The organism is Burkholderia sp. SJZ089, assembly GCF_007828315.1.
GTDB classification, from domain to species: domain Bacteria; phylum Pseudomonadota; class Gammaproteobacteria; order Burkholderiales; family Burkholderiaceae; genus Burkholderia; species Burkholderia gladioli.
In genome coordinates this window covers 391,666-410,654 of record NZ_VIUM01000006.1, presented here as the reverse complement: position 1 = coordinate 410,654, position 18,989 = coordinate 391,666, and the positions used below count along the sequence as shown (strand labels likewise).

The following is an 18,989-nucleotide window of genomic DNA, read 5'->3' as shown; positions in this document are numbered from 1 at the left end:
TTTCCTAGAGAGATTTGCGTTTTTCGGTCAGGGCCACCACCGCTACGATGATGACGCCGGTCAGCACGGTGCGCAGCCCGGCGCTGGCGCCGGCCGAATTCAGCAGCGCGACCAGCAGGAACATGAACAGCGCCGCGCCCCAGACGCCGCCCAGCGAGGCGCGTCCGCCCGACACCGAGGTGCCGCCGATCACCACCACCGCCACCGTCAGCAGCAGGTACTCGTTGCCCTGGTCCAGCGAATTGCCGCCCGAGAAGGTCGCGATCAGGCAGCCGGTCAGCCCGGCCAGCGCGCCGCACATCACGTAGGTCAGCCAGACGTGGAAATCGGTCCTGACGCCGGCCAGCCGCGCGGCATTGGTGTTCTGGCCGAGCGCGGCGAGCGCGCGGCCATACAGCGTGCGCGTGAGCAGCAGCCAGACCAGCAGCGTGAGCGCGATCGCGAAGATCGAGAACAGCGGCAGCCAGCCGACACGCACCACCATCATCTGCGCCAGCAGCGCGGGCGGCGGCGTGCGCACGCCGCGCCCATAGGCGATCGCGCAGGACAGTACGATCAGCGCGCTCGACAGCGTGGCGATGATGGGTGGAATCCGCAGGAAGCGGATCAGCACGAAGTTGAAGCCGCCCACCACCGCCCCCGACAGCAGCGCCACCGCGATGCCCGGCAGGATCATGCCGTTGGCGCCGTTCATCACGCTCATCGACAGCGCCCCCGACAGCGCGATCACCGAGGGAATCGACAGGTCGATGTTGCCGGGGCCGCTGGTGATCACCAGCATCTGCCCCAGCGAGACCAGCACGGTGAAGGTCGAGAAGCTCAGCGCGGTGCTCAGCAGCGGGCCCAGGCTCGGGCCGCCCTTGCCGGCGTTGAACAGGGCGGTGGCGACCAGCACCAGCGCGGTGGCGATCCAGGCGCTGAGCCAGTGCCGGCCGCCCGGCGCGCGCGGCATCTTGCGTTGCACGGTATTCATGCCGGCCTCCCCGGGCGCGCGACCACGGTGCGCAGGCTCAGGGCGACGATCAGGATCACGCCCTGCATCGCCACCTGCCAGTCCGACGACACCTCGTAGAAGTTCAGGAACGAGGTGGCCAGGGTCATGCTGAGCGCGCCGAACACGCTACCCAGCGCGAACACCTTGCCGCCGACGAATTCGCCGCCGCCCAGGATCACGCCGGCGATCGAGATCAGCGTGAAGCCGGAAGCCTGGTTGGCGTCCGCCGAGGTGGTCTGGCCCAGCATCAGCAGGCCGGCGACGATGCCGAACAGGCCCGCCAGCGCATACACGCCCATCCGGATCGCCAGCGCCGAATGACCGCTGCGCTGGATCACGCGCGGATTGCCGCCGAGGCCGCGCACGATGGTGCCGAACACGCTGACGTTGAAGATGAAATAGCCAATCAGCGCGCCGACGATGGCCACCAGCACCGGCAGCGGAATCAGCGGCGAATGCCAGGACAGCAGGTCGACCAGGGCCTGGGGCGCCTCGCCGCCGGGGCTGGGCACCAGCAGCAGCGCGCAGCCGAGCCAGACGAAGGACATGCCGAGCGTCACCACGATCGCCGACAGCCGGCGCAGCTCGATCAGCGCGCCGCACAGCGCGTAGGCGGCGATCGCCAGCAGGTAGAGCAGGATCGCGAGCCAGGGCGAGGACGGCAGCACGATCGCGCCGATCGCCGCGTTCATCGACACGAAAGGGCCGATCGACAGGTCCAGGTCGCCGATCGAGATGAACATCATCTGCGCGAGCGTGGCGAAGATCAGCGGGATCGCCGAGCCGAGCAGCAGGGTCAGCCCCATGTAGGACAGCGACATAGGCTGGTTCCTGACGATCAGCGCCAGCAGCACCACGAAGGTCAGGGCCGACAGCAGCCGCGACGCGGGAAAGTGAATGCGTTTCATGCGGCCGCCTTGAAGGAAAGACGCAGCACCTCGGCCTCGCTCAGCTCGTCGGCCGAGATCTCGCCGACGATTTCGCCCTCGTTCATCACGTAGATGCGGTCGCAGTGGTACAGCTCCTCGAACTCGGTGGTGTACCAAAGGAAGGTGCGCCCCTCGTCGGCCTGCGCGCGGACGATGCCGTACACCTCGTGCTTGGTGCCGATGTCGACGCCGCGCATCGGGTCGTCCATCAGGATCACCGAGGCGTCGGTGCCGAGCGCGCGCGCGAACAGGATCTTCTGCTGGTTGCCGCCCGACAGCGAGTCGATCGGCAGGCTCGTGTCGGGCGTCTTCACTTTCAGCGTGTTCACCCACCGCACCACGCGCCGCTCCTCCTCCCGAAACGAGATCAGGCCGCCGCGCACGCAGTCGCCGAGCCAGGACAGGCTCATGTTGCGCGCGATCGACCACAGCCCGAACACGCCGTCGCCCTGCCGGTCGCCGGCCACGAAGGCCGTGCGCGCCTGCCGCCGGTTGCCCTGCCGGTCGGCGCGGCCTTCGCGCAGCGCGTGGATCAGCTTGAGCAGGCGCGTCTGGCCGTGCCCGGCCAGGCCGGCGAGGCCCACCACCTCGCCCTCGAAGGCCTCCAGCGCGGCGCCGCGTTCGCCGAGCCGCGCCTTGATGCGCGGCACGCCCGAGGCGGCCGCCGCGCGGCTCGCGCGGGCGCCGCGCTCGACATGCCCGAGCTCGTGCCCCATCGCCGCGACCAGCCGCTCCACGCTGGTGTCGGCGGTCGCGCTCTCGTAGACGAGCCTGCCCTCGCGCATCACCACCACGCGATCGCTGCGCTCCATCACCTCGTGCATCTTGTGCGAGATCAGGATGCAGATGCCGCCGCCCCGCACGAAGCTGCGCAGGTAGTCGAGCAGTTGCGTGGCCGAGTATTCGTCGAGCGAGGAGGTCGGCTCGTCGAGGATCACCAGCCTGAGCGGGTAGTCGCCCGGCGTGAAGGCCATCGCGATCTCCACCATCTGGCGCTTGGTGATCGGCAGCGACTCGATCAACTGGCCGGGCGCGAGGCCATGGCGCGGGAAGATCCGGTCGAGCGTCTCGATCAACTGCCGGCCGGCGGCCACGCGCCAGCGCAGGCCCTTGCTGCGCGCCGCGCGCAGGCGCATGTTCTCGGCCAGGCTCAGGTTGGGGCACAGCGACAGCTCCTGGAACACGCAGCGGATGCCGTGCCGCATCGCCTCGTGGGTGTTCCATTGCGGGCCGATCTGCTGGCCGTCCACGTACAGCGTGCCCGCGTCGTTGCGGAACACGCCGGCCAGGATGTTCATCAGGGTCGACTTGCCGGCGCCGTTGTGCCCCATCACCCCGACGCACTCGCCGGGATGGAACGACAGCGTGGCGGCGTCGAGCGCACGCACCACGCCGAAGGTCTTGCCCAATGCCTCGGTGCGGATGAATGCCGTTTGCGCAAGGGAAACCATGCGTTCTCCATTCGCTGGACCGGCGCCGCGCGCGGCGCGCGCAGGCCGATCCTCGGTCGCGGACCGATCAGTTGGCGGCGTGCTGCCTGACGTAGTCGAGCACTTCCTGGCGCGTGAAGGTCTGGTCGTAGACGCCGCCCTTGGGCGTGGCCGCCAGCGATTTCTCCAGGTCACCCTGCGAGACCACCGCGATCGGCAGGCTCACTTCCTTGGGCAGCTTGTTGCCGGCCAGCAGTTGCTGCGCGTACCAGAACGCGAAGGTCGCCACGCCCGGCACGATCGAGGCCGACTGCGTCTCGTAGCCGTTCTTGTCGTGCTCGCTCTTCCAGAGCGCCAGCTCGTCGTAGCGATTGCCCATGTAGATCACCGGCAGCTTGCGCCCCGCGTCGAGGAAGGCGCGCGCGGTGCCGGCGCCGTCGCCGCCCTGGGTGGTGACGGCCACCACCTCGGGCAGGGTCGGCAGCAGCCCGGCCACCGCCTTCTGCGCGACGGTCTGCGTGTAGTCGCCGTTGACCGAACCCACCACCTTGAATTCGGGGTATTGCTTGAGGCCGTCCGTGACGCCTTCGTGGATCTGGTTGTCCACCACGAAGCCGGCCAGCCCGCGCACCTCGAGCAGGTTGCCCTTGAGCTTGCGGTTGTGGAAGTAGTCGAGCTCCATGCGGCCCATGCGCTTGAAGTCGATGCTGATGCGATAGGCGCAGGGCTCGGTGACGGTGCCGTCGAACGACACCACCACGATGCCGGCGCTGCAGGCCTGCCTCACCGCGCCGTTGACGGCGCTCGGCGAGGCCGCGTCGATCACGATCGCCTGGTAGCCCTGGAGGATCAGGTTGCGGATCTGCTGGGATTGCTCGGTGGCCTGGTTCTGCACCGTGGTGAAGCTCGGCGCGGCCGCCACCTGCTTGTCGGCCACCGCCTGCTTGCTGACCTTGTCCCAATCCTGCAGCATCTGCTGGCGCCACGAATTGCTCGCGAACGAGTTCGAGAAGGCGATCTTCATGTTGCCGGTCGGCTTGCCCTGGGCCAGCGCGGCACCGCCGAACAGCATTGCGCCCGCGCCGAACAGGCAGGCGGCCCATCGAGTCCTGTTGATTCCCATCGTCCGTCTCCGATATGTCGGGAAACGTGCGCGGGCCCGATTCGATGCCCGCTCGTTTCCGCTTTGCTTGCGTTTCAGAACATGTTCAGCATCGCTCGTCATCGCCGCCCGACGAAGTCGGATCGACATGACGATCATGGACAGGAAGGTCGTTTGCCGCTGTCTCCACCATTTGCCCTTCCTGTCACGGCCATTCACCGTGGGGGCATCGCATCCGGCAAACTCGCGATCGAAACCGCATGCACGCGGTTTCGGTTGGACATCGATCGAGCATGAATCGGTTACCGGTATCCGATTTGATGAGCCGAATGTAGCATGGGGTCAATGGGCGGACAAGACGGGATTTGCATGGCAACTGGAGAATCTTTCCGAAAGGTCGGAAGCCGGCAGGCGCAAGCTTTCGGACTGCTAGGGACGGCACGCGAGACACGGCTGTTGTCCGACCTTGCTCGCGTCGCGGCGCTTCGCTCGCGGAGCACGCCGCGATGATCGCGGACGCCGATCGACGCGGCGAGACGGAACGGTCCGGCCCGGTGTCAGGCGCGGGCGAAAGCGGCCGGCGATGGCGCGCGGCCACCGCCTGGGGCCCCGGCCTGCTGGCCGCGATCGCCGATACCGACGCGGGCAACATCGTCGTCGCCGCGCAATGCGGCATGCAATGGGGCTACCGGCTGCTGCCCGTGGTGCTGCTGTCGATCCCGGTGCTCCATGTCGTGCAGGAACTCGCGGCGCGGCTCGGCATCACGACCGGCCATGGCCCTTGCGGGCTGATCGGCAAACACTTCGGGCGCGGCTGCGCGATCCTGGCGGCGACCATGCTGGCGCTGGTCACCGCCGCCACGCTGATCACCGAGCTGACGGCCGTGGCCGGCATCGGCGAGATCCATGGCGTGGCGCGAGGGATCAGCGTGGCCATGGCCGCTGCCCTGATGACGCTGCTGGTGCTGTCGCGATCCTGGCGGCGCGTGGAGCGCATCGCCCTGGCAATCGGCTCGCTCGAGCTGGCGTTCTTCTACCTGGCCTGGCGCAGCCATCCCGCGCTGGGCACGCTGGCCCGGCAGGCGATCGACTGGCATCCGGCCGGGCCCGGATTCGGCTGGGCGGCGGTGGCGCTGCTCGGCGCGATCTTCAGCCCGTCGATGGTCTTCTATCAACAATCGGCGATGACGGGACGGTTCCGGCGCTGGGATGCCCTGCGCCAGCAGCGCCGGGAAACCCTCGCCGGCGCGGTGCTGACGCAATTGCTGACCGGCGCGGTGCTGGTAGCCAGCGCGGCCGTCGCGCAAGGCACGGGTGGCAGCCGCCCGCTCGATTCGATCGCCGACATCAGCGCGATGCTGGCCTCGGCGCTGGGGCCGGTCGTCGGGCAGGCGGTGTTCGGCGCGGGCGTGCTGGGTGCCGCGATGGTGGCCGCGATCGTCGCCTCGCTGGCGATGCTGTCCGGTACCCGGGAATGTTTTGGACTCCACGGCAAACCGCGCAGCCCGGCACCGGTCGCGCTGTACCTGGCGTGCCTCGCGGCCTGCGCCTGGTTCGTATGGCGTGCTCCCGATCTCGTCTCGCTGACGATGGACATCCAGGTCGCGACGGCCCTGACGCTGCCCCTGATCTTCGCCGTCCTCGCCCGGCTGGCGGTGACCGCCCTGCCGCCGGCGCTGCGCCTGTCGTGGCCGAGACGGCTCGTGATCCTGACGATCCCCGCCCTGGCCTGCCTGCTGGCCGTGATGGCCTGCCTGGCGCCCTGAGGCCGCGCATCGGCACGGCCCGCGTGCCGCGAACACGATGCGGGTCGATCAGCGACGCCCCGGCGCGTGCTCCGCCAGCTCGGCCTCCACGAAATCGACGAAGGCCCGCACCTTGGCATTGAGTGCCGCGCGCTCGGCCACGCAGGCATAGATCTCCATCGGCTCGGATTCGGCCCAGGCCCGGCTGCGCGAGCGCGCCTCGAACAAGGGCAGCAGCTTGCCCGCGTCGATCAGCGGCTGCGCGACGAAGCTGGCGAGCCGCGCGATACCGCCGCCGCTGACGGCGATCTGCGCGAGCATGTCGATGTCGTCGCAGATGAAGGCCGGGTTCACGGCCGCCTCGAAACGCCGCCCGTCGCGCACGAAGCCCCATGGCAGGAAACGCCCGTCGGTCGGGTAGCGCAGCACCAGGCAGGCGTGTTCCTCGAGATCCTCGGGCGCGGCCGGCACGCCGGCGCGCGCCAGGTAGGCGGGCGAGGCGCAGAACACGAAGGGACGCGAGGCGATGCGCCGGGCCACCAGTCGCTCGTCGAGCTGCGCGGCGATTCGCAGGCTGAGATCGACGCCTTCGAGCCGGTGATCGATACGGCGGTCGGTGCTGATCAGCTCGACCGCGATGCGCGGATAGGCGGCCTGGAAGGCCGGCATCAGCGGCGCCAGCAGGTGGCGCCCGAAGGCGGCCGTGGTCGCCACGCAAAGCGGGCCGCGCGGCGCCAGCGCCTCGGTGGCCGCCGCCTGCGCCAGGTCGAGATCGCGCGGGATATGGCGGACCTTCTCGTAGTAATGCGTGCCGCTTTCGGTCAGCGCCATGCTGCGCGTGGTGCGCGAGAGCAGGCGCACGCCGAGGTGGGCCTCGAGGCGCGCCAGGTTCTGGCTCACGGCCGCCGCGCTCATGCCGAGCGCGCGCGCCGCCGCCGCGATGCTGCCGTTCTCCACCACGCGGATGTAGCAATGGATCAGGCCGAGGAGATTGATCGCCATGCGCTTGTCGTCCCGGGAATCGATTCGTAATTTTCCCTTACGGATGAATCCGCGACAAGCCGGCTAGTGACGCTGCCGTGCGCTTGCTACCCTGGCGCTTCCCTGAAACCCGACACGACGAGACCGCTTCGATGATTCCCGGCACGACTCCCGATATCGCACGCAAGACCTATCGTTTCCGCTTCCCCCGCCGTTCCACGCCCTACGTGTTCGCGCTCTACATGGCGACCATCATGGCCTTCCTGATGTGCCTGGTGATCACTTTCGCCGAATTCGGCCTGGACGCGCATTACATGGAAAACGTGAAGAATGCCTATCGGGTGGCGATGCCCTCGGCCTTCGTCTGCGTGCTGATCGTGAGGCCGCTGGTGGCGCGGCTGGTGGCCTGGACCGTGCATCCGCATTGAAGCGGTACCCCTCGCCCGATATCCCGTCCCATCGGCCGCTGCTGGCATAATTCGCCTGCAACCGCGCAATATCGATGGGACGTGACGAGACATGAACAGACAGGAAATGGGCGATCGAATCGCCGCTCGCCTCAGGCAGCATCTCGAGGCCTCGCGCCGGCAATGGCTGGCATCCATGCCGCTCAATCATTTCCACGTCGACGAGATACTGCCCGACGAAGTGGCGATGCGGATCCGCGAGGCGTTCCCGGCCTCCTCGTCGATGATGCTGCGCAAGAGCCTGCGCGAGTTGAAATACGTCACGTCGCAGATGAACGAGCATGCCCCGTTGCTGGAGGAAATCACCTTCGCGTTCCAGCAGCCGGCAGTGGTCGAGGTGATCACCGAGATCACCGGCCTGCGCTCGCTGCAACCGGACGAGCATCTCTATGCCGGCGGCATCTCGATGATGGGGCACGGCCACTTCCTCAATCCGCACCTGGACAATTCGCACGACAAGGACCGGCAGCGCTACCGCGTGCTCAATCTGCTCTATTACGTTTCACCGGACTGGACCCTCGAAAAGGGCGGCAATCTCGAACTCTGGCCGAACGGCACCAAGGCCGAGCCTGTGACCGTAGTCAGTCGCTTCAACCGGCTGGCCGTGATGGTGACGAACCAGTATTCATGGCACTCGGTCTCGAAGAATCTCAGCGACGAGGCACGCTGCTGTGTCTCGAACTACTACTTCTCCGATCATCCGGTCGGCGACGACGACTACTTCCACCCGACCTCGTTCCGCGGCCGCCCCGACGAGCCGCTGCGCGACGTGGTGCTGCAAGCCGATGCGGCCCTGCGCGGAATGGTGCGCGCGGTGGTGCCCAAGGGCGTGGCCAGGACCAAGCACGTCTACAAGAAAGACTGACGCTCCCGGGCGATGGCCGCGGTGGTTTTCATACCATCGCGGCCATCGCGAACGCGGCGCGCCGCAACGCCGCGATATCCGGGCTCAGGCCGCCTTGCCGCGATAGAGCCCGATGATCGAGGAGAAGTCCAGCCCACCCGAGCCCACGGCGCTATGCGCCTGGTACAACTGCTGCGCGAGCGAGCCGAGGAAGGCCGGCTGCCGCACCGACTTCGCGGCATCGGTGGCGAGCCCCAGGTCCTTCAGCATCAGGTCGGTGCCGAAACCGCCGGTATAAGCGCGCGAGGCCGGCGCCGTCTCCACCACGCCCGGGAACGGGTTGTAGGTATCCGAGCTCCAGCAGCGTCCGGTCGAACGGTCGACGATGCCGGCCAGCACCTTCGGATCGATGCCGAGCGCCTCGCCCAGCGCCATCGCCTCCGATACGCCCGCCATGCTGATGCCGAGGATCAGGTTGTTGCAGATCTTCGCCACCTGCCCCATCGACACGCCGCCGCAATCGATGATGTTGCGGCCCATCGCCGCCAGCAGCGGCTTCAAGGCCTCGAACTGCGCCCCTTGCGCGCCGACCATGAAGGTCAGCGTGCCGGCCGCCGCGCCGCCCGTGCCGCCCGATACCGGCGCGTCGACGAAGCGGTTGCCGCGCGCCTCGGCCGCCTGCGCCATGGCCTTGACGGTGGCCGGGTCGATCGTGCTGCAGTCGACGATCGTCACGCCCGGCGCGATGCCGGCCAGCACCCCGTCCTCGGCGCCGATCACGTGCCGCACGTGGGCCGCCGCCGGCAGCATGGTGATCACGCATTCGACGTCGCCGACCGCTTCGCGGGGCGAGCCCGCGGCGCGCGCGCCCGCATCGACCAGCGCCTGGACCGCCGCCGCGTCGAGGTCGAACACGCGCAACGCGTGCCCGGACTTCAGCAGGTTGCGCGCCATCGGCGCGCCCATGTTGCCGAGCCCGATGAATCCGATCTTCATGATGTGCCTTCCTCGTGCCCGGCTCAGCGCAGGCTGATGGTGGTGTTGACGCCGTCGTTGACGGTGGCGTCGTCGAACCAGCGCGCGGTGACGGTCTTGGTCTGCGTATAGAACTGCACCACCTGCTTGCCGTAGGGGCCGAGGTCGCCGAGCTTGGAGCCGCGCGAGCCGGTGAAGCTGAAGTACGGCACCGGCACCGGGATCGGGATGTTGATGCCGACCTGGCCGATGTCGATCTCGCTCTGGAACTTGCGCGCCGCCGCCCCGCTCTGCGTGAACAGGCCCACGCCGTTGCCGAACGGATTGGCGTTGACCAGCGCGATCGCCTCGTCGAGCGTGTCGACCGCGATCACCGCCAGCACCGGCCCGAAGATCTCCTCGGTATAGATGCGCATGTCGGTCTTCACGTCGGCGAACAGCGTCGGCCCGATGAAGTTGCCGGCCTCGTAGCCGGGCACCTTCACGTCGCGGCCGTCGAGCAGCAGGCTCGCGCCCTCGCTCACGCCGGATTCGATCAGCTCCAGAATGCGCGCCTTGGCCGCCTTCGAGACCACCGGCCCGACATCGGTGCCGGCTTCGTGCCCGGCGTTCACCTTCAGCGTGCGCGCCTTGGCGGCCAGGTCGTGCACCCAGTCGCGCGCCGCGCCCACCAGCACCACCACCGAGGTGGCCATGCAGCGCTGGCCGGCCGCGCCGAAGCCGGCGCCCACCAGCGCGTTGAGGGTCTGCTCGCGATTCGCGTCGGGCAGCACCACCGCGTGGTTCTTGGCACCCATCATCGACTGCGCGCGCTTGCCGTGCTCGCTGGCGAGCCGGTAGACGTGCGTGCCCACGCCGGTCGAGCCGACGAAGGACACCGCCTTCACGTGCCGGTGGGTGCAGAGCGCATCGACCGCCTGCTTGCCGCCGTGCACCACGTTGAGCACGCCCTTGGGCACGCCGGCCTCGATCGCCAGCCGGACCAGCTCCATGGTCGACAGCGGATCCTGCTCGGAGGGCTTCAGCACGAAGGTGTTGCCGCAGACGATCGCCATCGGGAACATCCACAGCGGGATCATCGCCGGGAAGTTGAACGGCGTGATGCCGGCGCATACGCCGATCGGCTGGCGCAGCGTGTAGGTGTCGACGCTGCCGGCCACGTTCTCGGCGAACTCGCCCAGTTGCAGCGTGCCGATCGAGCAGGCGTGCTCGACCACTTCGAGACCGCGGAAGATGTCGCCCTCGGCATCGGGCAGGGTCTTGCCCTGCTCGGCCGTCAGCACCTTCGCGATGCGCGGCATGTGCTCGCGCACCAGCGCCTGGAAACGCAGCATCACGCGCACGCGGGCGCCCAGCGGCGTGTTCTTCCAGCTCGCGAAGGCCGCCTGCGCGGCCTCGATCGCCGCGTCGATCTCCTCGGCCGTGGCGAAGGGCACGCGCGCCAGCACCTGCTGGGTGGCCGGGTTGACGATATCGCGCCATTGCGTGCTGCGCGATTCGACGAACTCGCCGTCGATCAGCAGGGGCACGGTCTGCACGGCTGCTACGGGTTCCTGAATGACTGCGTTCATGCTCGACTCTCTCGGGTTGTCGGCGCGTCGGTTCGCGCCGGATGAGGGTTGTGCCGGGCCGGTCCGCGCCGGCCGCGGCACGCTTATTCCTTGCCGTCGCGCAAGCAGGCGGCGCAGGCCAGCGCGACCGCGCCCAGCGCGATCATGTAGGCCACCACGTAGCGCGGGTCGCCCGCGCCCATCGCCAGCAGCGCGGTGGCGATCATCGGCGCGATGCCGCCGCCGAGCACGCCGGCGGCCTGCACCGACACCGAAATACCGCTGTAGCGCACCTGCGGCGGGAACTGCGCGGCGAAGAACTGCGATTCGGGCGCGTAGAGGATCGGGAACACCACGCCGACGCCGAGCACCATCGCCCACCAGACCGTCACCGCGTGGCGCGTTTCCAGCATCAGGAAGAACGGCGCCGAGAACAGGCACATCAGCACCAGGCCGATCATGAACAGGCGCTTCTGCCCGACGAAATCGCTGACATAACCGGCCAGCGGCATGGTGACGATCGACAGCGCCGCGCCGGCCGTGATCGCGTGCAGGATCTGCGGCTTGGGAATCGCCAGCTGGTTGGCGGCATAGGACAGCGCGAAGGCCACCACCAGGTAGAACCAGGTGTTCTCGGCGGTGCGCGCGCCGATGATCGCCAGCAGCGCGCGCGGATGGCGCGCGATCACCGTCACCACCGGCGACTTCACGCGCGCGTCGTCCTGCTTGAGCCGCTCGAAATCGGGCGACTCGGGCACCCGCGCGCGGATGTACCAGCCCACCACCAGCAGCACGAAGCTGGCCAGGAAGGGCACGCGCCAGCCCCAGGACAGCAGCGCCGGCTCGGGCAGGGTCGCGACCACCGCCATCGCGCTGGACGAGAGGATCAGGCCGAAGCCCACGCCGGTCTGCGGCAGGCTGCCGAACAGGCCCTTCTTGCCCGGCGGCGCGTGCTCGACCGCCATCAGCGCCGCCCCGCCCCATTCGCCGCCCACCGCCATGCCCTGGATGAAGCGCATCGCCACCAGCAGCCCCGCCGCCCAGTAGCCGATGCTCTGGAACGAGGGGATCAGGCCGATCGCCATGCTGGGGATGCCCATCATCAGCAGGGTGGCCATCAGCATCGACTTGCGGCCGATGCGGTCGCCGAAATGCCCGAACACGATGCCGCCCATCGGCCGGCCGATGAAGCCCACGCCATAGGTGGCGAAGGCGGCCATGGTGCCGAGCAGCGGGTCCAGCGTCGGGAAGAAGATCTTGTTGAACACCAGCGCGGCGGCGGTGCCGTAGAGGAAGAAGTCGTACCACTCGATGGTGGTACCCGCCATGCTGGCCCAGCCAGCCACGACGTAGTCCTTCGCGCTCCGGCGCGTGGCCGGTGGCGCCGCGACGGCGCTCGAATGCAGGTCCATGGTGTCTCCGGTCTTGTTGTCCAATCAGGGGAATCCCTATTGGGCGTCGCGCTTGGCGGCGACGTCCGGCCGAGTATAGTTCTTTGATTTTCCACACGAAATAACGCTAAAAGCCCATCCGTTATGCAAAAATCCACAACCGAAATGCGTCGGATCAATTGGGACGACCTGCGCTATTTCCTGGCGGTGGCGCGGCTGCAGACGGCCAGCGCGGCGGCCAGGCGGCTCGGCGTCGATCACACCACGGTGGCGCGCCGCGTGCGCGAGCTGGAAGCGTCGCTGGAGGCGGTGCTGTTCGAGAAATCGCGGGCGGGGGGCTTCGTGCTGACCTCGGAAGGCCAGCGCCTGCTGGCCTATGCCGACGAGATCGAGACTGCCGTGCAGTCGGCCAGCGAGCAGTTCAAGGGCGGCGCGAACCTGCTCTCGGGGCATGTGCGGATCGGCTCGACCGAGGGTTTCGGCTCCTTCTTCCTGGCGCCGCAACTGGCCCACTTCGCGCGCGCGCATCCGGAGATCTCGATCGACCTGCTGCCGGTGCCGCACTTCGTCAGCCTGTCCAAGCGCGAGGCCGACCTCGCGATCCTGCTGGAGCGGCCCGAGCGCGGCCAGTATGTGCACACCAAGCTGTGCGACTACCGGCTCCAGCTCTACGGCACGCGCGACTACCTGCGGCACCACCCGGTCTCGCCGCGGCTGGCCGAGCTGCGCGAGCACGCCTTCCTCAACTACGTCACCGACCTGGTGTTCAGCCCCGAGCTGCTCTACCTGGAGCGGACCATCCCGGGCGCCGGGGCCAACCTGTCGACCACCAGCATCGTCGCGCAATACCATGCGGCCCTGCAGGGCACCGCGCTGGCGATCCTGCCCTGCTTCATGGCCGCGCCCGACGAACGGCTGGTGCCGGTGTTCCCGGGCGAGGTGGCGATCACGCGCCACTTCTGGCTGTGCTGCCGCGAGGACATCCGCAACCTGCGGCGCATCTCGGCGCTGTGGGACTTCCTGCGCGAGTCGGCCGTGCTGAATCGCGAGTTCCTGCTCGGGGAGGCGCCGGCGATGCGCTTCACGACGCTGTGAGCGGCGTTCAGCGGGTTGCGTGTGCCATCGGCCGGCTCGGCTGATGCAAGGCTGGCGCCATCGCATCGGTCGAGGCCACCGACGTCGCCGAAGCCATTGACTTCACCTCGACGGCCGCCGCCATCGCCTCGCGCGTCATCGACAGGCCCGCCACCAGTTCCGCCATGCGCTCGGCCGCCGACACCACGCCGTGGATCTTGCCGACGCCCTGCCCGGCATAGAGCGACAGCTTCTCGGCCATGCGCGGCCTGTCGATCGCGCGGGCGCCACCGCCCATGAAGCGCAGCAGGTTCCAGCGGTCGCGATTCGGGATCACGCGATGCGGCGTGCCGTATTTCCATCCGTAGGAATAGCCGGTGCGGTACTCGGTATCGTCGACGCCGGCCTCGACGATCTTCCTCCGGTACAGCGGATGCGCGTTCGATTCGTGGGTCGCCACGAAGGCCGTGCCGACCAGCACGCCGGCGGCGCCGAGATCCATCGCGGTGCGCACGTCCTCGCGCGTGACGATGCCGCCGGCGGCCAGCACCGGCCGGCCGCCGGCGATCTCGACGATGGCCGGCAGCAGCGACAGCAGGCCGACCGTGCCGCGGTTGAGATGGCCGCCGCTCTCGCTGCCCTGCGCCACCAGGATGTCGGCGCCGTGCCGGATCGCCAGGCGCGCCAGCGCGACGGTGCCGACCTGCACCATCACCAGCATGCCGGCCGCCTTGGCGCGCTCGATCATGGCGGGATAGTCCTCGGCGTAGAACAGCGAGAGCAGGCGCGGCCGCTCCTCGAGCAGCACGCGGAACTGCGCCTCGAACACCTCGGGGCCGCCGAACGAGGGCACCAGGTTGACGCCGAACGGCGCGTCGGTCAGCGCGCGCGTCTCGCGGATCCACTGGCGCAGCAGGCGAGGCGGCAGGCGCAGGCCGCCCAGCGTGCCCATCCCGCCCGCCTTGGCCACCGCGGCCACCAGCGCGGGCCCGGAGATCGCCGCCATGCCGGCCAGGAACACCGGGTGGGACACGCCGCAGAGATCGGCCAGGCGCGGGCCGGGAAGATTGGCTTCGAACGGAATCATGATCAGAGCTCCACGTGTTTGCCGAGCATGCGACGCAAGGCGTCGTTGCGCAGTACGAAGTGATTCTTGAGGGCGCCGAACACATGCAGGGCCAGGCCGGCGAAAAAGGCGGTGACCCCGATCCTCAGCAGCCAGTCGAGCACCGCGTGAACGCCCGCGCTGGCGGCGAACGGCAGCGGCAGGGCCCAGCCGCCCGGCAGGACGCTCGCCTCGCCCGCCGCCGCGCGCGTCAGCCAGAGCGCGAGCGGCAGCAGCGCCATCGCCAGCGCGAGCGCCACCGCCACGCCGCGGCTGGCGATCAGCTCGACCGGATTCGGCGTGCCCACCGGCAGCGGATGCCAGGCACCGAGGCGCTGCCGCAGACGATAGATCGACACCAGGAACAGCAGCAGGCCGAGCAGGTTCTGCCAGCGCGCGAGTTCGCCCTGCAGCGACGCGTCGATGGCTTGCCAGCGCGCCAGGCCGAGCAGCACGATCGCCAGCAGCAGCGCGGCGACCAGCCAGTGCAGGACCAGGGTGATGGGTGAAAAGGCGAGGCCGTTGTCGCGAATCTGCATGCGCGTCTCCTGAGGGGATGGAGATGCCGGCGCACGGCCGGCGCGCTCGGATGCGAGGCTCGGTGCCGCGGCGGGGGATCTCGTCTCCATGCTCGTCTGCGTTCGATGCGGAAAGGAATCTCACGGTCCGACGCAGACGCGGGCGCCGTGGCACGACACGCCGATGGCGTCGGTATCCAGACGATAGGTCGATCGCGCTGCCGCTACAAACGATCGTTTCTGATAGCGGCAATCGAATCTGGAGATAGCGCCCGGCCAGTCGCCACCCCAATCGTCATGGGGTTTTTCCACTTTTCAAATAAAAATAATTATCATTTGCATCTACGAACGGAAACGCCCCCCGGCGAGGAGAGCGCCATGCAGACCACCATCGTCGAAGCCGAACCGTCCCGCCCCGACCACGACGCGCTGGCGCGCTGGCGCCGCTCGATCACCTGGGGCAACCGCGCCTTCGACGAGCGCGACTATCCGAGCGCGATAGCCCATTACGACGCGGCGGTCTCGACGGCCGAATCGATGTACGGCCGCCTCGACGATGCCGAGGCCGGCACGGCCGCCTGGGTGGTGGCCCATCACAACCTCGCGGATACCTACGAGCGGATGGGACGCGATTGCGACCAATGCCGCCATCTGTGCGCCGCGCATGCGCGCCTGTGCGACACCATGAACCGCGGCGGCCTGCCGATCCGCTGGCAAGCCGCCGCCCAGCGGCATTGCCGCCGCACCTATGCCGAGCTCACCCATTTCGCGGCGCGCCATCCCGACGACGAGGCCGCCCGCGAAGCCTGCCAGCTCGGCGCGGCCGGCGCCACCCAGGGGCTGCCGCGCCAATGACCTTCCCGCGGCGCGCCGTGCGCGGCCGCGCCGCCGTCCCGCATCCATCCAACGGAGCCTTCGATGCCCTACGCCCTGCCCCCGCTGCCCTATGCCTATGACGCGCTCGAGCCGCATATCGACGCGCAGACCATGGAGATCCACTACACCCGGCATCACCAGACCTACGTGAACAACGTCAACGCCGCGCTGGAAGGCGCGGGCCTGCCCTTCCCGCCGGTCGAGGAACTGGTCGCCGGCATCGAATCGCTGCCCGAGGCGGTGCGCGGCGCGGTGCGCAACAACGGCGGCGGCCATGCCAACCACAGCCTGTTCTGGAGCGTGATGACGCCCGGCGGCGGCGGCCAGCCGCAAGGCCGGCTCGGCACCGCGATCGACGCCGACCTGGGCAGTTTCGACTCGTTCAAGGACGCCTTCACCAAGGCCGCGCTGACGCGCTTCGGCAGCGGCTGGGCCTGGCTCAGCGTGAACCCGCAGAAGAAGCTGGTGGTGGAGAGCAGCGGCAACCAGGACAGCCCGCTGATGCACGGCAATACGCCGATCCTCGGCCTCGACGTCTGGGAGCACGCCTACTACCTGAAGTACCAGAACCGCCGGCCGGAATACATCGCGGCCTTCTACCAGGTGATCAACTGGCCCGAGGTCGCGCGCCGCCACGAAGCGGCGCTGGCCGCGCTGGGCTGATCACGCGCCGCCGGCACCTGGCGCGTCGCGCCGGTCCCTGCCCGCGCTCCGGTCCGTGACCGGGACGCGGCGCTTGCCATGCCTGGCTGGATGTTGTATGTAATCCAAATCATCCAGACAGCATCGCGCCCATGAGAAAGTCCAGACAGGAGGCGGCCGAAACCCGCCAGCGCATCGTCGAGGCCGCCTCGCGGCGGTTTCGCGAGAACGGCATCGAGAACACCGCGCTGGCCGACCTGATGGCCGAGGCCGGCCTCACCCACGGCGGCTTCTACAAGCACTTCGCCTCGAAGGACCAGGTGGTGGTGGAGTCGCTGCAACTGGCCACCGAGAACGCCCGCAACACCATGTCGGCCACCCTGGAAGGCGCGCCCGGCAAGCGCGGCGTAAATGCCACCATCGACAACTACCTGTCCAGGACGCACCTGGGCAATGCCTGCGACGACTGCGCCTTCGTCTCGCTGGCCAGCGAGCTCGCGCGCGGCAGCGAGGAAGTGCGCGAGGCGACCTCGGCCGGGGTGGTCGCGCTGATCGAGCTGTTCGCGCGCCACCTCACCGACCTGACGCCGGCCGCGGCCCGCAAGCGGGCCTCCGTGATCGTCTCGACCATGATCGGCGCGCTGACGGTCGCGCGCCTCGTCAACGACGAGGCGCTCGCGGCATCGGTGCTGCGCGAGGCGCGCAAGGCGCTCCAGCAGTAGGCAGGCCGCCGGCCGTTCAGCCGGCCGGCTTCGCGGCCGAGGCCGGCGTGTTGGTCGACACCGGCGAACGCATCGCGGCGGGCGGCAACGAGGCCGCGGCAGCCGCCGATTCGGCAACCGGCGCCGCCGCCGTGCTCGCCGCCCCGGTCGCCCATCCCCCGCCCAAAGCACGGAACACCGACACGGCCGCCCGCGCCGAATCGGCACGCGTGGCGTCGAGATCGTCGCGTGCGCTGAGCAGTTGCCGGTCGGCGTCGAGCACGTCGGTCAGCGTGATCGCGCCGGCCTTGTAGGCCCGCTCCGACAGATCCCGCGCCCGCGTGAGCGACTTCACCTCGGCATCGAGCTCGGCCTGCCGCAACTGCGTCTGGCTCAGCGCCACGAAGGCGTTCTCGACATCCTCGGCGGCCTTCAGCACGGTCTGCCGATAACTGGCCAGCGCCTCGGCGTTCGCGCCGCGCGCCGAGGCCACCTCGGCGTCCACCTTGCCGAAATCGAACAGCCGCCAGCGCAGCCCGGCCGTCACGCCCGGCTGGAAAGCGCGCGCCGTGAACAACTGCCCCGCGCTGATGCTGTCGAAGCCGAGCAGGCCCGAGATCGACAGCTTCGGGTAGTAGTCCGACAGCGCCGCGCCGATGCGCTCGTTGGAGGCCGCCAGGCGTCGCTCGGCCGCGATCACGTCGGGGCGGCGGCGCAGCACGTCGGTGGGCGTGGCGCTCGCGTCCACCGAGGGAATCCCCGGGATCTCGCCGGGTAGCGCCAACTGGCTCGCATAGGTGCCCGGCTGCGCGCCCATCAGGATGTCGAGCCGGTTCAACTGCGCGACCAGGTTGGTCTGCAAGGTCGGCACCAGCGCACGGGCCTGCCGCAGCAAGGCATCGGCCTGCGCGATCTCGCGCTCGTCGGCGGCCCCCGCGCGGCGGCGCGCCTTCACCAGTTCGAGCAGGTGCGCATCGGTCTGCACCTGGTCGTTGGCGACCGCGAGCCGGGCCTGGTAGCCACGCACCTGCAGGTAGGCATCGGCCGCGTCGGCGGCCACCGTCACGCGCGTGCCGAGCCGATCCGCCTCGGCCGCCTGCGCCTCGTTGGCCGCCGCGGCCGCGTTGCGGCGCAGCCCGCCCGCGAGATCGATCTCCCAGCTCGCCGCCGCGCCCAGCGTGTATTCGCGCTGGTTGCGGTCGTAGCCCGGGAAGGCCTTGGCCAGCGAGCCGGTCGGGCTCAGCTCGCTCTGGTGCTGCTCGCTGGCCGAGCCGTCCAGGTCAAAGGTCGGCAGCAGCTCGGCGCCGGCCGCCGAGGCGGCGGCGCGAGCCTGCCGAACCCGCGCGAAGGCGGCAGCCAGGTCGAGGTTCTGCGCCAGCGCGCGATCGACGATCGACACCAGCATCGGATCCTGGAACCCGGTCCACCAGGTATCGAGCGAGGGCGCCGGCGCGGCGGCCGCGCCCTGCGCTTGAGACGAAGCGGGCACGTGCTGGAACGGCGCCAGCCCGGAAGCGGGCGGCTTGTAGTCGGGGCCGACCGCGCAGCCGGCCAGCGCGAACACGAAGGCGCAGGCCGCGGCGAGTGCCGGGAAACTGGCCGGAAGACGCGCGACGCCGACGCTCGCGCGTGCGCCCGCCTCGGCGGAGGATGTCATCGACTTCA

The 18,989-nt window shown here is 69.2% G+C and carries 18 protein-coding genes; 7 read left to right on the top strand and 11 right to left on the bottom strand.

What is annotated here, in order from left to right; all coding sequences use genetic code 11:
* Window positions 1-4: 4 nt before the first annotated feature.
* The 4 genes from FB600_RS14320 to FB600_RS14305 form a co-directional block, all read right to left on the bottom strand.
* Window positions 5-973 (bottom strand): ABC transporter permease, encoded by a 969-nt coding sequence (locus tag FB600_RS14320; RefSeq protein WP_145756864.1) that lies wholly within the window; start codon window positions 971-973, stop codon window positions 5-7.
* The gene (locus FB600_RS14315; RefSeq protein ID WP_013697416.1) at window positions 970-1,902 is read right to left on the bottom strand and encodes an ABC transporter permease; all 933 of its coding nucleotides are present in this window, start codon (window positions 1,900-1,902) and stop codon (window positions 970-972) included. The genes FB600_RS14320 and FB600_RS14315 overlap by 4 nt, the downstream gene beginning before the upstream one ends.
* A complete protein-coding gene (locus tag FB600_RS14310) occupies window positions 1,899-3,374 on the bottom strand; it encodes a sugar ABC transporter ATP-binding protein (protein WP_145756865.1) in 1,476 nt (491 codons plus the stop codon). Before FB600_RS14310 ends, FB600_RS14315 begins: the two co-directional genes overlap by 4 nt.
* Window positions 3,375-3,441: 67 nt before the next feature.
* Window positions 3,442-4,476, bottom strand: a complete 1,035-nt coding sequence (locus FB600_RS14305) for an ABC transporter substrate-binding protein (protein WP_227743820.1) — start codon at window positions 4,474-4,476, stop codon at window positions 3,442-3,444.
* Window positions 4,477-4,961: 485 nt separating this feature from the next.
* Between FB600_RS14305 and FB600_RS14300 the strand changes: the two genes are divergently transcribed.
* A complete protein-coding gene (locus FB600_RS14300) occupies window positions 4,962-6,221 on the top strand; it encodes an NRAMP family divalent metal transporter (protein WP_145756866.1) in 1,260 nt (419 codons plus the stop codon).
* A 48-nt stretch (window positions 6,222-6,269) separates the two neighbouring features.
* On the opposite strand, the gene FB600_RS14295 is transcribed toward FB600_RS14300, so the two are convergent.
* A complete protein-coding gene (locus tag FB600_RS14295; protein WP_096749310.1) occupies window positions 6,270-7,202 on the bottom strand; it encodes a LysR family transcriptional regulator in 933 nt (310 codons plus the stop codon).
* A gap of 131 nt (window positions 7,203-7,333) precedes the next feature.
* Between FB600_RS14295 and FB600_RS14290 the strand changes: the two genes are divergently transcribed.
* Window positions 7,334-7,609, top strand: coding sequence for a DUF2798 domain-containing protein (locus FB600_RS14290; RefSeq protein WP_145756867.1), 276 nt, complete (start codon window positions 7,334-7,336; stop codon window positions 7,607-7,609).
* A gap of 91 nt (window positions 7,610-7,700) precedes the next feature.
* On the top strand, window positions 7,701-8,513 hold the full coding sequence (locus tag FB600_RS14285) for a 2OG-Fe(II) oxygenase (RefSeq protein ID WP_145756868.1): 813 nt from the start codon (window positions 7,701-7,703) through the stop codon (window positions 8,511-8,513).
* 84 nt (window positions 8,514-8,597) lie between these two features.
* On the opposite strand, the gene mmsB is transcribed toward FB600_RS14285, so the two are convergent.
* The 3 genes from mmsB to FB600_RS14270 all read right to left on the bottom strand — a co-directional run bounded on the left by mmsB (window position 8,598) and on the right by FB600_RS14270 (window position 12,429).
* The gene (gene mmsB / locus FB600_RS14280) at window positions 8,598-9,515 is read right to left on the bottom strand and encodes a 3-hydroxyisobutyrate dehydrogenase (RefSeq protein ID WP_409995281.1); all 918 of its coding nucleotides are present in this window, start codon (window positions 9,513-9,515) and stop codon (window positions 8,598-8,600) included.
* Window positions 9,512-11,038 carry a CoA-acylating methylmalonate-semialdehyde dehydrogenase gene (locus FB600_RS14275; protein ID WP_145756870.1) on the bottom strand — a complete coding sequence of 509 codons (1,527 nt, stop codon included), beginning with the start codon at window positions 11,036-11,038 and terminating at the stop codon, window positions 9,512-9,514. Before FB600_RS14275 ends, mmsB begins: the two co-directional genes overlap by 4 nt.
* A gap of 83 nt (window positions 11,039-11,121) precedes the next feature.
* Complete coding sequence (locus FB600_RS14270) at window positions 11,122-12,429, bottom strand: MFS transporter (protein ID WP_145756871.1); 1,308 nt, start codon at window positions 12,427-12,429, stop codon at window positions 11,122-11,124.
* A gap of 123 nt (window positions 12,430-12,552) precedes the next feature.
* On the opposite strand from FB600_RS14270, the gene FB600_RS14265 reads away from it, so the two are divergent.
* Window positions 12,553-13,503 carry a LysR family transcriptional regulator gene (locus FB600_RS14265; protein WP_096749314.1) on the top strand — a complete coding sequence of 317 codons (951 nt, stop codon included), beginning with the start codon at window positions 12,553-12,555 and terminating at the stop codon, window positions 13,501-13,503.
* A 7-nt stretch (window positions 13,504-13,510) separates the two neighbouring features.
* Here the strand turns inward: FB600_RS14265 and FB600_RS14260 are convergent, their stop codons facing one another.
* Window positions 13,511-14,569 (bottom strand): NAD(P)H-dependent flavin oxidoreductase, encoded by a 1,059-nt coding sequence (locus FB600_RS14260; RefSeq protein ID WP_105820049.1) that lies wholly within the window; start codon window positions 14,567-14,569, stop codon window positions 13,511-13,513.
* 2 nt (window positions 14,570-14,571) lie between these two features.
* Window positions 14,572-15,126: a cytochrome b/b6 domain-containing protein gene (locus FB600_RS14255; protein WP_145756872.1), complete on the bottom strand. Its 555-nt coding sequence runs from the start codon at window positions 15,124-15,126 to the stop codon at window positions 14,572-14,574.
* Window positions 15,127-15,483: 357 nt separating this feature from the next.
* Between FB600_RS14255 and FB600_RS14250 the strand changes: the two genes are divergently transcribed.
* From FB600_RS14250 to FB600_RS14240, 3 genes are all read left to right on the top strand, one after another.
* Window positions 15,484-15,960 (top strand): hypothetical protein, encoded by a 477-nt coding sequence (locus FB600_RS14250; protein WP_145756873.1) that lies wholly within the window; start codon window positions 15,484-15,486, stop codon window positions 15,958-15,960.
* Window positions 15,961-16,023: 63 nt separating this feature from the next.
* Window positions 16,024-16,644: a superoxide dismutase gene (locus FB600_RS14245; RefSeq protein ID WP_096749318.1), complete on the top strand. Its 621-nt coding sequence runs from the start codon at window positions 16,024-16,026 to the stop codon at window positions 16,642-16,644.
* Window positions 16,645-16,775: 131 nt separating this feature from the next.
* Window positions 16,776-17,345 carry a TetR/AcrR family transcriptional regulator gene (locus tag FB600_RS14240; RefSeq protein WP_096749319.1) on the top strand — a complete coding sequence of 190 codons (570 nt, stop codon included), beginning with the start codon at window positions 16,776-16,778 and terminating at the stop codon, window positions 17,343-17,345.
* 16 nt (window positions 17,346-17,361) lie between these two features.
* Here FB600_RS14240 and FB600_RS14235 read toward each other — a convergent pair whose 3' ends face one another.
* Window positions 17,362-18,981, bottom strand: a complete 1,620-nt coding sequence (locus FB600_RS14235; protein WP_244112506.1) for an efflux transporter outer membrane subunit — start codon at window positions 18,979-18,981, stop codon at window positions 17,362-17,364.
* Between the last annotated feature and the right edge of the window lie 8 nt (window positions 18,982-18,989).